Annotated in this window: 11 protein-coding genes and 2 tRNA genes; 5 read left to right on the top strand and 8 right to left on the bottom strand. The window is 33.5% G+C overall.

The window, feature by feature from the left end:
- Window positions 1-68 precede the first annotated feature (68 nt).
- The 3 genes from FF52_RS16340 to map all read right to left on the bottom strand — a co-directional run bounded on the left by FF52_RS16340 (window position 69) and on the right by map (window position 4,712).
- Window positions 69-2,975, bottom strand: coding sequence for a DEAD/DEAH box helicase (locus FF52_RS16340; protein WP_008467223.1), 2,907 nt, complete (start codon window positions 2,973-2,975; stop codon window positions 69-71).
- A 123-nt stretch (window positions 2,976-3,098) separates the two neighbouring features.
- On the bottom strand, window positions 3,099-3,872 hold the full coding sequence (locus FF52_RS16335; protein ID WP_008467221.1) for a class I SAM-dependent methyltransferase: 774 nt from the start codon (window positions 3,870-3,872) through the stop codon (window positions 3,099-3,101).
- A 21-nt stretch (window positions 3,873-3,893) separates the two neighbouring features.
- The gene (gene map, locus FF52_RS16330) at window positions 3,894-4,712 is read right to left on the bottom strand and encodes a type I methionyl aminopeptidase (protein WP_008467219.1); all 819 of its coding nucleotides are present in this window, start codon (window positions 4,710-4,712) and stop codon (window positions 3,894-3,896) included.
- Window positions 4,713-4,957: 245 nt separating this feature from the next.
- Here map and FF52_RS16325 point away from each other — a divergent pair, with 245 nt between their 5' ends.
- A complete protein-coding gene (locus FF52_RS16325; protein WP_008467217.1) occupies window positions 4,958-6,211 on the top strand; it encodes a DUF445 domain-containing protein in 1,254 nt (417 codons plus the stop codon).
- 178 nt (window positions 6,212-6,389) lie between these two features.
- Here FF52_RS16325 and gpmI read toward each other — a convergent pair whose 3' ends face one another.
- Window positions 6,390-7,907, bottom strand: a complete 1,518-nt coding sequence (gene gpmI, locus FF52_RS16320) for a 2,3-bisphosphoglycerate-independent phosphoglycerate mutase (RefSeq protein ID WP_008467215.1) — start codon at window positions 7,905-7,907, stop codon at window positions 6,390-6,392.
- A gap of 141 nt (window positions 7,908-8,048) precedes the next feature.
- Window positions 8,049-10,478: a DUF5916 domain-containing protein gene (locus FF52_RS16315; RefSeq protein ID WP_008467213.1), complete on the bottom strand. Its 2,430-nt coding sequence runs from the start codon at window positions 10,476-10,478 to the stop codon at window positions 8,049-8,051.
- A 304-nt stretch (window positions 10,479-10,782) separates the two neighbouring features.
- Between FF52_RS16315 and FF52_RS16305 the strand changes: the two genes are divergently transcribed.
- Window positions 10,783-11,508, top strand: a complete 726-nt coding sequence (locus tag FF52_RS16305; RefSeq protein ID WP_008467211.1) for a murein L,D-transpeptidase catalytic domain family protein — start codon at window positions 10,783-10,785, stop codon at window positions 11,506-11,508.
- Here FF52_RS16305 and FF52_RS16300 read toward each other — a convergent pair.
- Window positions 11,497-13,080 (bottom strand): L,D-transpeptidase family protein, encoded by a 1,584-nt coding sequence (locus FF52_RS16300; RefSeq protein ID WP_008467208.1) that lies wholly within the window; start codon window positions 13,078-13,080, stop codon window positions 11,497-11,499. The two genes, FF52_RS16305 and FF52_RS16300, sit on opposite strands and share 12 nt — an antisense overlap.
- A 151-nt stretch (window positions 13,081-13,231) precedes the next feature.
- Entirely contained in the window at window positions 13,232-13,405 is a 174-nt protein-coding gene (locus FF52_RS23665; protein ID WP_157498631.1) for a hypothetical protein, read from the bottom strand.
- A 134-nt stretch (window positions 13,406-13,539) separates the two neighbouring features.
- On the opposite strand from FF52_RS23665, the gene FF52_RS16290 reads away from it, so the two are divergent.
- Together FF52_RS16290 and FF52_RS16285 are read left to right on the top strand one after the other, a co-directional pair.
- A tRNA-Gly gene (locus tag FF52_RS16290) sits at window positions 13,540-13,612 on the top strand.
- A 95-nt stretch (window positions 13,613-13,707) separates the two neighbouring features.
- A tRNA-Gly gene (locus tag FF52_RS16285) sits at window positions 13,708-13,780 on the top strand.
- A gap of 138 nt (window positions 13,781-13,918) precedes the next feature.
- Here the strand turns inward: FF52_RS16285 and pepE are convergent.
- Window positions 13,919-14,626, bottom strand: a complete 708-nt coding sequence (gene pepE, locus FF52_RS16280; RefSeq protein WP_008467205.1) for a dipeptidase PepE — start codon at window positions 14,624-14,626, stop codon at window positions 13,919-13,921.
- Window positions 14,627-14,789: 163 nt separating this feature from the next.
- On the opposite strand from pepE, the gene FF52_RS16275 reads away from it, so the two are divergent.
- On the top strand, window positions 14,790-15,557 hold the full coding sequence (locus tag FF52_RS16275; protein ID WP_008467203.1) for a carboxypeptidase-like regulatory domain-containing protein: 768 nt from the start codon (window positions 14,790-14,792) through the stop codon (window positions 15,555-15,557).
- Window positions 15,558-15,624 lie beyond the last annotated feature (67 nt).

Below are 15,624 nucleotides of genomic sequence, written 5' to 3'. Positions count from 1 at the left end.
ACGTTGTAAGATTGTAAATATAACAATTTTATATAACGAAAAAGATGCCGTTCTATTGGATTTAACGATTAATTTCCTAAAATATACTCTAAGTTGCCTTCAATTTCATCATTGATATAACTTTCTTCTAAAAGCGAGTCAGACAATAATTTTTTGTTTTCCTGGAGTTTGATGATTTTTTCTTCAACTGTATTTTTAGAAATAAAACGAATCACATTTACCTTGTTCATTTGCCCGATTCTATGCGCACGTGCCACACCTTGTTTTTCTGCAAAAGGATTCCACCAAGGGTCTAAGAATAAAACATAAGAAGCTTTTGTAATATTCAAACCAACACCCCCCGCTTTAAGCGAAATAAAGAATAATAGCGGATTGTCTTTTTCTTGAAACATTTTAACCTGTTGTTCCCTTTTATCTGCAGGCGTTTCACCCGTAATTTCACAGAAATCTATTTTGTTTTCATTGCACCAATCGGTGTAAAAATTTAAATTGGTAACAAACGAACTGAAAATGATGACTTTCTGTTTTGCTTTTACTAAGTTTTCAAGATAATTGGTAACCGCAATATATTTTCCAGAATCAACTTCAGATTCCTGATCGACCATTTTTGGATGGTTACTCAATTGTCTCAGCTTCATCAAAGTGTTAATGATATTGATTTTGTCTAGGCCAGAACCGTCAGTTTTAAGCAAGAAATTACGAGCTTTAGATTTTTCTTTCTCGTATAATTTCTCTTGTTCAGGATCCATGTCGCAGTAATAAATCTGCTCTGTCAATTCTGGAAGATCTTTTAAAACCTGTTCTTTGGTTCTTCTTAAAATATAAGGAGCGATTAGGTTTTTTAATTCTGCCAAAACTTCTTCATTTTGCTTTTTCTCAATCGGATTTTTGAAATTTTCCATAAAGAAAGCATAACTTCTTAAAATATCCGGATTGATAAACTGCATTTGAGACCATAAATCGTCAAGCGAATTTTCAATCGGCGTACCACTCAAAGCAATTTTATGCCCCGTGCTGATTTTATTTATGGCTTTAAAAATCTTAGAATTTTTGTTTTTGATGTATTGACTTTCGTCCAAAATCAGATAGCGGAAATCGTATTTTTCTAAAATAGAAATATCTCGATGAATGATGCTGTAGCTTGTAAAAATCAAATCGGTCGAATTGATTCTGCTCGCTAGCATTTTTCTGTCATTACCCACATATTGCATTTTCGAAAAGTGCGGCGTGAATTTGCCAGCTTCATTAAACCAGTTAAAAACCAATGAAGACGGAAGAACAATTAAAGCCTTAAGCGGTTCTCTTTCGACAGTAGTTTCATTGGCAAACAAATCAAAATTGGTGGTTTTGGTTGTGAAGCCTAATTGTTCTTGTACAGAAACCAAAACAGATAAGGTTTGCAACGTTTTTCCAAGTCCCATATCATCAGCCAAACAAGCGCCCATATTGGAGTTGAAATGCCCTAAAAGCCATTTTACACCTTCAATTTGGTACGGTCTTAAAGTTGCTTTTATTAAGTCAGAACCAGTAAATTCAGCTTGATGGATTTGATCTAAATCACTGTCAATTTCTGAAATTCCGTCTAAAGCAGTAAAATTGCTTTTGCGCAATAAAAGGACGCCATTTTCTGTTTTGGCTAATTTTGCCAGCGAACCATATTTGCTGAACCATTCTAGCGGAATCAAAAAGTAGTTTCCGTCTGGCAATGCAAAAAGTCTTTCTTTGCTTTTTATGTTGGGAATAATTTCGCTGAAATTGATTTTATAATTTCCAACGGTAATTATTATTCTAATGTCGAACCAATCTCCAGCTGTTTCTTTTGAAGCAGAAACGGTATAGTTTTCCGTGACAATTTCTTTGCTTTCCAGTTTTAGGTTGTCAATAGTAAAACCTAAATTTTTCAGTTCTTCTTTATGGTCAATAATCAGCTGAATATTGATAAAAGGATCTGTGTTTTCGGCCTCTGAATTTAATCCAAATAACTCGTTTTTGATTTTGGTTAAACCAATCTCATTTAATTTTTCGATATATAAACTTTCTTCAGGATTTCTTTTAAATTGAATGATTTTGGGTTCATTGGCAACACTAAAATCTACAAAAGAATGTGTTTTTTTAGTTTTGCTCGCATCAAATGAATATCCGTTATAATCAAAATAAAGATTAAGATAATAGCAGTTTTTAAAGAAATCATGAATAGGCTGAATTGTGCAGGAAATGATTTTGTCACGAAGTTCAATCTCAAAACCTGTCGCTTCAATATCAATTTTCTTTGCGATTTGAGGAATAAAGCTCTTGAAGTAATCATCAACTAATTTTGATGGTATTTCAATAGATTTTTTCTTTAAAAAAGGCATCAGTTTTTTGGAGTTTAACTCTTTTAGCTGTCCCAGTTTTTTATTGATAATAAGCCATCCTGGTTCATCTAACAGAATATCGACTTTGCTGTCCATTGGAGAGAAAATTGTTTCATTTTCCTTTAAAGATAAAGTATAGGTAATGCCCTCGGAATGTTTGTCAAACTGAATCTGAGGCTCAAAATCAAGCGGGTCGATGCTGACTCTTGAGCGGTAAAAATCTTTTTCAGGTCCAAGATTTAAAGACAGAGGAAATTGTTCTTTTACAATTAAATCGTAAAATGAACTTAAATTGAATTTAAGATGTTGACGAATGGCAAATTCAATTTTTGAATCTTTCTGTAAGTCAGCAATTGTTTTAGCGGACTTAATTTTAGCGCCAAATTTTTTAAAAATAAATTCAGGTTTAAGAGAATCGCAAGCTGTTAATATTCTTTTTGAATTAGAATCTAAATTATCAAAAGTGATTCCGAAACTTTCAAGTACATCAGGACTTGCTTTTTTGTCTAAATATTTGATTTCACTAGTATTCTCAACGATGTAGGCGGTTGGAATATAGACATTCAGATTTTTTTCCAAACTGATGTCAAAACAGAACTGAAATGATTTTGTAGGTTCCAAGATTAGGGATTTGGTTAGGCTTGTAATTTAGGTTTGGGCAAAAAAATAAAAGGAGTTTTCAAAATAGTAATAATTTGAAAACTCCTTTTAAATGAACTTATATCACTTATATCGTGAAAAAAATTAGTTTTCCTGTTTAAAGCAAAGCGGAATAATCTCGCCTTTTGCTAAACAGTATTTTTCAACCAATTCTGGGGCAATTTTGTTAGTGTAGTCTTCTTCGATCACAATAAAACCAATACTTCTTAATTTATCGAAATAATCGCGTCCGTAAACACGAACGTGATCGTATTGTCCGAAGATTTTAGCGCGTTCTTTCTGATCTGTAATCGAATCATCTGCAAAAGTAACTTCGCGAGATAAATCTTGAGGAATTTGAAGAATCGCCATTCCGCCTGGTTTTAAAACTCTGTATAATTCCTGCATTGCTTTTGTGTCGTCTGGAATGTGTTCTAAAACGTGATTGCACAAAATAACGTCATATTCGTTGTCTTTGAAAGGCAAATTACAAATGTCTGCTTTTACATCGGCCAATGGCGAAAGTAAATCAGTTGTGGTGTAATCTAAGTTTTTCTGTTTGCGGAATCTTTTATAAAAAGCTTGTTCGGGAGCAAAATGCAATACTTTTTTAGGCGCTGTAAAAAAATCAGTTTGATCGTTTAAATATAGCCAAAGTAAACGATGTCTCTCTAAAGAAAGGGTGCTTGGCGAAAGCACATTATTACGTTGTTTTCCGTATCCATAAGGCAGGAACGATTTAAAGCTTTTTCCGTCAATTGGATCTGTAAATTTGTCTCCTTTTAAGGAGAAAGCTAAAATTGGTCGCGCCACATAACTCAAACGAATTAATAATGGACGCGGAATAGTGTTAAGGACTAATTTAAAAAGTTTTTTCACAGGTTTGATACGAGGTTGTATTTATACGATTAACGGAATTTGTCTGAATTCATCTTCTTCATTACTCTCAATTCCAAGAGCTTTATAGATGTATTTAAAAGTCGATAATAACTCAGGTTTTCCATCAACTAAGGCAACGTCATGCTCAAAATGCGCACTTGGTTTTCCGTCAGCGGTCAAAATTGTCCAGCCGTCTTTTAGTTGTTTGATATTTCTAGTTCCCATGTTGATCATAGGTTCGATTGCTACAACCATTCCTTCAACAAAAAGCTTTCCGCGTCCGCGTTTTCCGTAATTTGGCATTTCTGGTTCTTCGTGCATTTTTTGCCCAACACCATGTCCAACCAATTCACGAACTACTCCGTAACCGTGAGCTTCAGTATATTTTTGAATCGCATTTCCAACATCTTCTACGCGATTTCCTGCTTTAAATTCTCTAATTCCAACGTAAAGAGATTCTTTAGTTACCTGCAAAAGTTTTTTTACTTCAGGAGCAACTTCTCCAATTTCGAAACTGTAAGCATGGTCTCCGTGGAAACCATTTTTAAAAGCGCCACAGTCAACCGAAATAACATCACCGTTTTTAAGAGGAATATTATTAGGAATACCGTGAACAACCTGAGCGTTTGGACTCATACAAAGCGAATTCGGGAAATCATACAATCCAAGGAAACTTGGAACTGCACCGTGATCACGAATAAATTCTTCGGCTAATTTGTCAAGATATAATGTTGTAACTCCTTCTTTAATTTCAGAAGCAATCATTCCTAATGTTTTTGATACGATTAAAGCACTTTCGCGCATTAATTCGATTTCCTCTCTAGTTTTCTGGATAATCATATTTTTCCCATTTTCAGTTGGCAAAAGTACAATTTTTAATTAAAATTTTTCGCCACGAATTCACGAATTATCTCAAAACAAAATTTTAAAAAAAAGTGTTTCACAAATCAATTAATTAATTTTTGAAGAAAATTCGTGAATTGCTTCGGCAGTCACTTCTTTCGAGTCGTGGCTATCAAAACAATCAATAGAGTTAACGTGTTTCAGAAAAAAGCCATAAATTAGTAATACAAACGCTTATAATTATGGAAACTATTATAAATCGAGATATTGCCAAAGTAAAAGCGCTGAAGAAAATGAAGCGAAATGCTTTGGGGCTTTTGGGCGTCGCAGTGTTGTTATTTATAATTGCTATTTACTTTAAAATTCCGATGCTTCAGGCTTTTAGTGAAGCCGCGATGGTGGGCGGAATCGCCGATTGGTTTGCTGTCGTGGCATTATTTCGCCATCCAATGGGAATACCGATTTGGCATACGGCAATTATTCCGACTAAGAAAAATGAAATTGGAGAGAACTTAGGAAATTTTGTATCTGAAGAGTTTTTAGATAGAGAAAAATTAGAAATAAAATTAGACGAATTCAATTTTGCAACTAAAGCTTCAGATTGGCTTTCGAAAGAAGAAAATGCAAATAAAATTGCCAATGCAGTTGCTGTAAATGTAATTCCGGGAATTTTACGAACGATAAAGGATGAAGATGTCAGAAGGTTTATTCAGGTTCAGTTTGCGGCAAAAATTGAAGGAATAAATTTTGGAGATTGGGTGGCGCTGGCATTAGAACCTTTGCAAAAAGGTAATTTGAAAAATCAGATGCTAACGAATCTTTTGGAAGTTATGAGCACCGAATTGACTAATAATAAAGATTTAATTAGACAAAAAGTTAAAGCTTCGACTCCGCTTCTAAGCTTTGGATTGGCTGATAAAAGTATTACAGAAGGGGTTTTTAATGGTTTGCAGGACTTTCTAAATGAAGCTAAAAAGCCAGAAAGTGCGGTGCGCTTAAAAATTGACGAGTACATTTTTAATTTCTTGGAAAAAGTAAAAAACTCAGAAGAAATGAGGGTTAAAATTAACGATGTGATTTTGGGTTTTGTGGGAAAAAAAGAAGTGCAGGATTATATCAATAGCATTTGGGATGAAATTAAATCGTCGATTACCAATGATTTAAATAAAGGTGATGATTCTTCAATTAAAAATAATATTGCAGGATTGATTCAGACTTTTGGAAATGGAATTAAAGAAGACCCTATTATGATTGACAAAATAAATGGTTTTATTAAAAACGATTTACTTTCGATGCTTTTAAACAACAAAAAAGTAATTGGAGATTTGATTTCGTCAACCGTAAAAAGCTGGGATGGAAAAGAAGTTTCTGAAAAGCTGGAATTAGAAATAGGAAAGGATCTTCAATATATCAGAATCAACGGAACTTTGGTTGGAGGAGTGATTGGACTTGTGATTTATGGCGTTGAGCAGATTTATCATTATTTTATTATTTGAGAAGCGCAATCTTGTCATTTCGACGAAGGAGAAATCTCCACAAGTAGCTCCACAACGAGAAGTCAATCTTTGTAGAGTTTCTCGCGGAGATTTCTCCTTCGTCGAAATGACAAAAACAGGCGTAAAAAAAGAGGCAAATTTTTAAAATTTGCCTCTTTTTTATGAAGAAAAATATTTTCTATAATAATGAATGACAAGTCATTGCATTTGGCTGCTGAATTCCCATCAATTCTAAAATAGTTGGAGCAATGTCGCCTAAAACACCATCTTGAATGCTTTTTAGCTGTTTGTCAACTAAAATAATCGGCACTGGGTTTGTTGTGTGAGCTGTATTTGGAGAACCATCAGGATTAATCATTGTTTCGCAGTTTCCGTGATCAGCAATTACAATTGTAGTGTAATCGTTAGCAAGAGCCGCGTCAATAACTTTTTTCGCGCAAGCGTCAACAGCTTCACAAGCTTTAATTGCAGCTTCCATAATTCCAGTGTGTCCAACCATGTCTCCGTTTGCGAAGTTTAAGCAAACGAAATCAACTTCACCTTTATTCAATTCAGGAACAAGAGCGTCAGCCAATTCGTAAGCGCTCATTTCTGGTTTCAAATCATAAGTTGCCACTTTTGGAGAGTTTCTTAAGATTCTTTCTTCACCTTCAAAAGGAGTTTCTCTACCTCCAGAGAAGAAGAAAGTTACGTGAGGATATTTCTCAGTTTCAGCGATTCTGATTTGTTTTTTGCCAGCTTTTTCTAAAACCTCACCAAGAGTTTCGGTGATATTATCTTTATTGTAAACTACTTTTACGTTTTGGTACGTTTCGTCGTAGTTTGTCAATGTTACATAATATAGGTTTAGTTTGTGCATGTTCTGCTCATGGAAATCTTGCTGAGAAAGCGCTTCAGTAAGTTCACGTCCTCTGTCAGTTCTAAAGTTAAAGAAGATTACAACATCGCCTTCAACAATAGTAGCAAGGGGTTTTGCATTTTCGTTCACGATAACTACAGGTTCGATAAATTCGTCAGTGACATCTTTTTCGTAGCTAGACAAAACACTTGCAACTGCATTTGTTGATGGAGTTCCAACACCGTTTACAACTAAGTCGTAAGCTAATTTTACTCGTTCCCAACGTTTGTCGCGATCCATTGCGTAGTAACGTCCAACGATAGAAGCGATTTTTACAGGAGTATCTTTAATATATTCTTCTAAATCGTGGATATATTTTGCTCCAGATTTTGGGTCAACATCACGTCCGTCTGTAAAAGCGTGAACATAAACCTGATCTAAACCGTATTCTTGTGAAGCATCAATTAATCCGCGAAGGTGAGAAGTATGTGAGTGAACACCACCATCTGAAACTAATCCTAAAAAGTGTACTTTTTTATTGTTGTCTTTAGCATATGTAAAAGCGTCAATTAAAACCTGCTCTTTTGCTAAAGTTTTGTGTTCTACAGCTAAATTTATTTTGGCTAAATCTTGGTATACAATTCTTCCTGCGCCTAGATTCATGTGTCCAACCTCGCTATTTCCCATTTGCCCTTCCGGAAGACCAACATTTAATCCGTCAGTTCTAAGCTGTGCGCTTGGGTAATTTTTATAAAGACTGTTTATAAAAGGAACATTTGCATTGTCTATTGCAGATACTTTAGGGTCAGGAGATTTTCCCCAACCATCCAAAATCATAAGGATAACTTTTTTGTTCATTGCATTTTTGTTTTCTACAAATATAAGGCATTTCTAAAGTTTGAAACCTGAGGAATGTTACATTTATATTTAATAAAATGAACTATAAAAAAAAATATTGATTTAATTGAAGAAGCCTTTATTTTTTAAAATTAATTCACGCTAAGCTCTTTTTCTGATCTTATTTTTGACAGCATTGTAGTCAATAAAGTATTTTACGCTAACAGAAAAGATATGTTTTAAGGCATCATTGTTTAATAGTCCTGCTACATTGTGTCTGAAATCTTTATCAATAACTCGTTCAAAATTAGAGGCATTGTTTCTGTATAAAGCAGAAATTTGGCTTCCTGGCGCGAACCACCAAGAATAAGACAAATCGGCATTCCAAGAATAAAAGCTTGAATTTTTATTGGTAGTATATTGTGGATACGGACTAAGGTCTCCATTCGAATCTAAAGCCAGAATGTCTTTATTATCAGCATAAGACCAATATTGGCGGACAGCGAGATTTATAGTCATGGCGCTATTTATAGCATATTTGCCTCCTAATGTATTAGAATACGTAACAACATTTCGGTTGGCAAAGACAATATCGTTTGGAGTGGCTTTGTTATTATCGCCATCAATTTGATCGATGTAGCCTTTATTGTTGTTTTTTCGAATATAGCTAAAGAAATAAGTCAGTAATAATTTATCGCTGAAACGATATCTTGGACCAATATCAAATCCGTATGTAATACGATCAGATTCATCAAAAACATTAAAAGTTCCATTCAGATCAATTGCAAATTTGTGGTTGTAATTGGTTGAAATGCTACCCCAAGTTTCTATTTTTCTCGGAATTGTTACATATCTGTTTTCTGCGCGTGGTTCATAATAATCATTAATTTCTAATGGGTAAAACGTAATGCCAGTTCCGTAATAATTATTTTTTATTGTTGTTAAATTTAAATTCGCATTAATATTATTGTCTTGTAATTTTCCAGATTCTTTATTGAATTCGGTATACATATTATAGTTGATTCTAAACGTATTGAATTTTTTCGTCGGATTTAGAATTCTATAATTGGCATTTCCATAAAAGTTGTAATAATTCGTATAGAAATTAATGCCCAGATCATTAGGGTCGTAATCTTTAGTTACAAAATCAGAACCTACGCTATATCTATAATTTCCGCTCGTTTCGGCCAAAGTTATTGTCGAAAAAACACCGCTTTTATCTTTGATGTCATTTATTAAACTGTATTTTACATTTCCGAATAGACTATAAGTATTGGCTTTTGTGTTTAAATCCCAAGCCAGACCTGTTACGTTGGCGTCTCTAGAATGTCCGTTGCGGCTAACATTTGTATTAATAAAAGTAACCGAGGAATTTTTCCTGAAACGTTGGTCTAAAACCAAAACATTATAATTGGTGAGCGGTTCTACAATTACACGTCTTGTTTCTCCGCTTTCAGTATTTTTTATGGTAGCAAAAGTTTTTTCTGTAACGGCATTTAAAACACCAATTCCAAGTCCGTTTTTTGTTCTCCCTGATAATTTTAAGGCATTAACCAAATTTACGGCTGCGGGTAATTCTGTAATTTCTTCGTTTTCATTTAATGAAGGATCTATGGATGGAGCGCCTCCAATTCTTCGGGAATAAAATATATTTCCTTTGCTGAACAAATCTGTTCCTTCCGTAAAAAAGGCTCTATTTTCATTAAATTGCTGTTCAAAAGGCCCGAGATTTAAAATCTGATCGTCGTATTTTGTCTGTCCAAAATCTGGAATTAAAATGGCATCAATTGTAAAAGCATCAGTTATACCATATTTAATATCCATTCCTCCTTTAATTGTTCCATATGTTTTTTGTCCGTCGGCGGCATTTAGATAATACGATGCATAAGGCATAAAAAACAGTCGAGTAGGAGGTTTAATGTTTTGAATTCCTTCAAGAGTTCCAGCCTGTTGTGTAAAGGTTCCAATCTTTCTGTCAACAAAATTCCAGGTATATTTATAACGGTCACGTTTAATTTCTCTGAAAAAGTTGATTCCCCAGATTTGTTTATTTTCTCCAGAAAAACGCAGTGCCGAGTACGGAATTTTCATCTCAACAATCCATCCGTTATCTGCTATAGCTGCTTTACTGATCCAGACGGCATCCCAAGAATAATCTTCGCCATTTGCATCGGTCATAATGCAATCGCCTTGAACATCGGCTGCAGATACATAAAACATAAAATCTTGCTGGCCGTCATTAAAACCATTTATAAAAACACCAAATAGATCTGCGGTTCCAAAATTATCTCGCTGAGAGATTTCCTTTAAAATTTTTGAAGGTTCGTCATCATACATCATCGCGCCAATATAAACCGCATCATTATTATATATGACTTTAACTTCAGTTCGTTTTTCATACGGAATAGCTTTTCCGTTGTCTGGTTCGAGCATGATAAAGTCAGTAGCAACTGGTACACTTTCCCATGCAGATTCATCTAGTTTTCCGTCAATAGATATGGTATGTGAAGTTACTTGCGCCTGAATTGACTTTTTTTGGGCATAACTCCACATAGATAATAGTAGAAAACAGAAGAATGTGATTTTTTTCATTGGTTTTTTTGATGCGGAATAAAGTGCAAATATATTTTTTTATAGTAGCAATAGACTCAATTTTGTTCTACTTGTTACAGTTTAGGTTTCTAGATTGTTCATTTTTGTTTTACTTTTTTTAAGAAACGGCTTAAAATCTTGTGATTTTTAACATAAGATAAAATCTTACAGGAAAAGCAAATTTGTGTTAATAATGTTAAAATTTCAGTAAAAAAGCCTTGAAAATCAGGCTTATATTTTGCAAGGCGTGATTTTTTTATATTTTTGCGATACCCAAATTTTTTGTTTAACCTAAAGAAATTCAATGATTTACAAAATTTATCCGTTATTTGTGTTTTTGCTATTGTCTTTTGGAAAAGATTCAAAAAACACAGCCGATCTTAAAAAAAATGCCATTGTAAAGTCGATTGCTAAAGTCGAAAAAGTTACAGTAGATTCTAAAATCGAGAGCGTTTATAACTCATTAAATTCAAACAACTTTAAAATGCCTGAGCTTAAAACTTTCTCAGAAGCTTTAAAAGGATTTTATTTGTTGAAAGAAAGAGGAGTGATCAAGAAAAATATCTTAACATTAATTGATTTCAGTTTGTCATCAAACACTAAACGTTTGTGGGTGATTGATCTAACTAGCAATACCATTTTGTTTAATTCTCTTGTGGCTCACGGTAGAAATACTGGTGAAGAATTTGCTTCAGCATTTTCAAATCTCAATTCATCATTTAAAAGCAGTTTAGGTTTTTATGCAACTGGTGAAATTTATCAAGGAAAACATGGTGCTTCATTGCGTTTAGATGGTTTAGAGAATGGCGTAAATGACAATGCTCGTGAAAGAGGCGTTGTAATGCATGGTGCAGATTATGTGTCTGAATCTTTTATAAGAAATCATAAAAGATTAGGCAGAAGCCAAGGCTGTCCAGCACTTCCAGTTGAATTGACAAACGAAATTATTCAATTAATAAAAGACAAATCGTGTTTGTATATCTACCATCCTTCAAGAAGTTTTGCGATGGAAGAAAGGCTAATTTCTTAATTGCTTATATAAATCCGAATCTAAATCATAAATATCAGCTCTAAAAATGAGCTGATTTTTTTTGCTCCATGCTGTCCAATACCATTGGTACAAAGCATATTTTTTGGTAATCTTGAAACTCATCGTTGTTTTACTCGCAATAATAGTGTCAATTCTATCTTGTGGCCAGTTTCCGTCAACATCTAATATATGTTGGGCAAGTTCAAGTGGGTTTTCGACACGAACACATCCAGAACTCATAGAACGGTTGTTGCGTCCAAAAATATTGCGGTGATTGGTATCGTGTAAATAAACACTATGGTGATTTGGAAATAAAATTTTCATTAGTCCTAACGAATTATCATAACCAGGACTTTGTACATAACGATAATTGTTTGGTTTGTTTTCATTCCAAGCCATTGGAGAAACTACCTTTCCAGCAGTATCGTAAATAGTAATGTTTTTATTGGCCAGATAATTTCGGTTTCTTTTCATAGCTGGAACCACATCTTCTTTTAAAATTGTCGGAGGAACGGTCCAAGTCGGATTAAAAACAACCGTTTTTAAAAAAGAAGTAATAATAGGTGTTCTTCTTTTGCTGGTTCCAACCACAATATTTCTAACTAAAGTTGTGTCCTTATTTTCAACAACATTTAAGCTGTAATCTGGAATATTTATAATGAAATAATTTTCAGCCAATTCTGACGGATACCATCTCCAACGCTCTAAATTGGCAATAATCTGTTTTTTTCTATCTTCTTTAGAATAGTTTAAAGCCCGAATAGTTCCAGCTCCGATAATTCCGTCAGAAGCTAAACCGTGCCTTTCTTGGAATCTTTTAACTGCTTCAAAAGTTTTGTGGTTGTAAATATTGTTAAGGCTGTCTTTTCCTGACATATCATTCCAATACAAGAGCCTTTTTTTAATGTTTGTTAAAGCGGGATTGGTATCGTTTAAAACAATTTTATCAGTTGCTTCAATGGTGTTTATATTGTCCTCTGGAAAAGTATTGATGATTTCCAGCGCTTTTAGTAACTCTTTATAAGTTTGTGTTTTAGGCTGAATATTTTCGACAATGCTGTCTAATTTATTTTTGTTGAATCCTTTAATTAAAACAGAATTCACATCAAATTCTTTTTCGTCCAAATCCCAATTGGTATACAATTTCTTAGGATCTAGCTTTCCTTTATAGATATGGTTTAGAAATTTTTCAAAATTAAAAGTCAGCAAAATATCATACTTAGCTAAATCTTTATCGTTTAACGAAGCGACTTTACTTTCGAATTTTTTTAGTTGAGATATTTTATAATCTTCTGGTTCTAAGCCAAGTTCTTCAGATTTTTCTAATTGCGATAAAACAAAAGTCCTCTTTTTAAGATTTCCCCATACGGTTTGATTTTCAGATGCGGCGTAAAACTGTTTTAAGGTTTCATTTTTATAAGTTCCTATTAATGCTGTGTCTATTTCAACTGTTCTCTCGTCAGTAAGTATAATTGCTGGCACCTTTTTTTTGACAATAGGTGCGGGTTTCGGGTCTTCTTTTTTACAGCCCAGAAAAAGGCATATTACTACTAATGAGTAAAGTTTTTTCATTTTATAATTTTTTAAACATCAAATATGTTCTTCAACATTTTAATCTCAAATGTTTCACCAAGTATTTGGTATTCATCTTTTGATGGGTTCCAAAACAGCCATCCCTCGAATCTGAGCTTGATTTTGAGCGACAAATATAGGGTTGATTTTTTCAAATAACGAAATAATTCCTGTTAAATTTTTTATCCTCAAATAAACCAAAATGACGGGTAGATTCTAGATCGCCTCCTTTAAAGACGCAACTTTCTATAGGTTTTCCTTTTCTTGAAATAGTTTGACAAACGGCATAAGTTTCTTTTGATTGAATTTCTCTGGTTGTAATCATATTTTTTGAAAAAATATTGCTTTTATAACTTTTTAATTTTAAATAAGTTATAAAAAAATGTCGATTTTTATTGATTTTTTTTGTCCAAAAGCTTGTTTTGAACTGAACTTTCTTTTTATATTTGCACAACCAATGCGAAAGTAGCTCAGTTGGTAGAGCTCCAGCCTTCCAAGCTGGTTGTCGCGAGTTCGAGCCTCGTCTTTCGCTCTAAAAAGTAAACACGTTTTACTTATGTGAAAATAAATTTTTTGATTTTTATTTTGTTTTAAAAATTAAATTTTTTAGTTTTGCACCCGGTTAATGCGAAAGTAGCTCAGTTGGTAGAGCTCCAGCCTTCCAAGCTGGTTGTCGCGAGTTCGAGCCTCGTCTTTCGCTCTTCAAAAGCCTCAAACATTGTTTGAGGCTTTTTGCTTTTGAACAAAATGTAAATTCTAATATTTTTAAATTCCAAATCCCAATTTTCACATTTAGTTACTTTTTTATTTTGGAATTTGGAATTTAAAAATTGGGATTTTATTTCAAATCGCTCAAATCGCTTTCTGGTTCTAGTTCGATTGGGGCTTGGTTTTGTCTGAACAAACGAGCTTTTAGATCTCCTTTCAAAGTAATTTTTTCTCCTTTAACTTCTAGCCAGCTTCCTTCTCTTAAGCCTAAAACTGGAATTGAATTGAAAGCATGAAATTCTTTGATTCTTGTTTCGCGAGTTTCTCCCATGTGCTTAGATTGTAAATCGGCATCCAGATAATGCGGATTTAAGTTAAAAGGGATTAATCCTAAAGTTTGAAAACTCGGTGGATAAATAATAGGCATGTCGTTAGTAGTCTGCATTGACAAACCGCAAATATTGCTTCCTGCACTTGAGCCTAGATAAGGAGTGCCGTTTTTTACAGTTTCAGAAAGCAGTTGCATAATATTGTTTTTATAAAGCTGAGTAACCAGTAAAAAAGTATTGCCTCCTCCCGTAAAAATTCCCTCAGCATTTTTTATTGCATCTTGTGGATTCTCAAATTCATGAATTCCTTTAACATTGATATTGATTGTGCTAAAAGCCTCCGAAGCTTTTTGAGTATATTCATCGTGTGAAATACCGCTTGGGCGTGCATAAGGAATGAATAAAATTGTTTTGCAATTTTTAAAATGTGTTTTTAAAGTAGGTAAAAGATATTCTAAGTAGTTGCCTACGTGCAAAGTAGAAGTGCTTGCAATGATAATGCTTTTCATGATTTTTAAACTCAAATTTTGTTTGTTAAAGGTATTAAAAACTCTGTTTTTGTTTGAATTTTTAATATTTTAATTAACATATTTTTACCATGTCGTTAATATTAAATTTGGAGTGACTTAAGATATTTTTACCGTTTTAAGAATATTTTTAAATTATTTTATTTTGTTTCAGAAAATTACTTGTTTTTTAATTGTTGTGGCAGGTCAGGTTTGCTGGTCGCAAAATCAGGATCGTTCTGTTTTTAATGGTAAAGTGGTTTCGAATACCTCTGATTTGGAAGGTATTTATGTAATCAATGCGCAAACAGAAGAAACTGTGACAACAGATGCTTCTGGATCTTTTTCGATCTTGGCAAAAGCAGATGATGTTCTGGTTTTCTCTTCAATAAGTTTTAAAGAAAAAAGAGTTTTGCTGAAACAAGAAGATTTTTCAAATCTTAATTTTTCTGTCAATCTTACTATGGTGATGTATCAGCTGCAAGAGGTTGTTGTAAAGCGATATGATAATATTAATGCTGAAAGTTTAGGGATAGTGCCTTTGGGGCAAAAGAAATACACTGCAGCAGAGCGTAAGTTGCAGACAGCGACTGCGCTAAATGCTACAGCAGATGCTGGTATGATGGCTGGAGGTTCTATTTCTGCAGATCCGCTGCTGAATTTTTTCTCGGGAAGAACTGCGATGCTTAAGAAAGAGGTTGCTGTTGAGAAGAAAGAATTTTTTATGAAACTTCTTGAAAACATGTTTAGTCTGGAGCATTTTATCGATCGATTAAAAATTCCGGCAGATTATGTAAAAGGCTTTGAATATTATGCTGTGGAAAATGACAAATTTACTGCCATTTTGAATTCAAAAAATAAAACTTCTACAGAATTTCTTTTAGGAGAATTGGCTGTAAAGTATAAAGAAATGATTGCTGGTGAGAATAAATAGTATTATATCGATTATTGTTCTTTTTTTTGTTCAGATAAGTTTTGGGCAAAAAAATGATGTTAAACTT

Source organism: Flavobacterium sp. F52 (assembly GCF_000278705.1).
GTDB lineage: Bacteria > Bacteroidota > Bacteroidia > Flavobacteriales > Flavobacteriaceae > Flavobacterium > Flavobacterium anhuiense.
Note: the sequence above shows the minus strand (reverse complement) of the source record. Positions and strands in the feature narration are given on the sequence as shown.

Coding starts and splice junctions, on each gene's coding strand:
- map (WP_008467219.1), bottom strand. CDS start 4,712: ATGATTATCCAGAAAACTAGAGAGGAAATCGAATTAATGCGCGAAAGT.
- FF52_RS16325 (WP_008467217.1), top strand. CDS start 4,958: ATGGAAACTATTATAAATCGAGATATTGCCAAAGTAAAAGCGCTGAAG.
- gpmI (WP_008467215.1), bottom strand. CDS start 7,907: ATGAACAAAAAAGTTATCCTTATGATTTTGGATGGTTGGGGAAAATCT.
- FF52_RS16305 (WP_008467211.1), top strand. CDS start 10,783: ATGATTTACAAAATTTATCCGTTATTTGTGTTTTTGCTATTGTCTTTT.
- pepE (WP_008467205.1), bottom strand. CDS start 14,626: ATGAAAAGCATTATCATTGCAAGCACTTCTACTTTGCACGTAGGCAAC.
- FF52_RS16315 (WP_008467213.1), bottom strand. CDS start 10,478: ATGAAAAAAATCACATTCTTCTGTTTTCTACTATTATCTATGTGGAGT.
- FF52_RS16300 (WP_008467208.1), bottom strand. CDS start 13,080: ATGAAAAAACTTTACTCATTAGTAGTAATATGCCTTTTTCTGGGCTGT.
- FF52_RS23665 (WP_157498631.1), bottom strand. CDS start 13,405: ATGATTACAACCAGAGAAATTCAATCAAAAGAAACTTATGCCGTTTGT.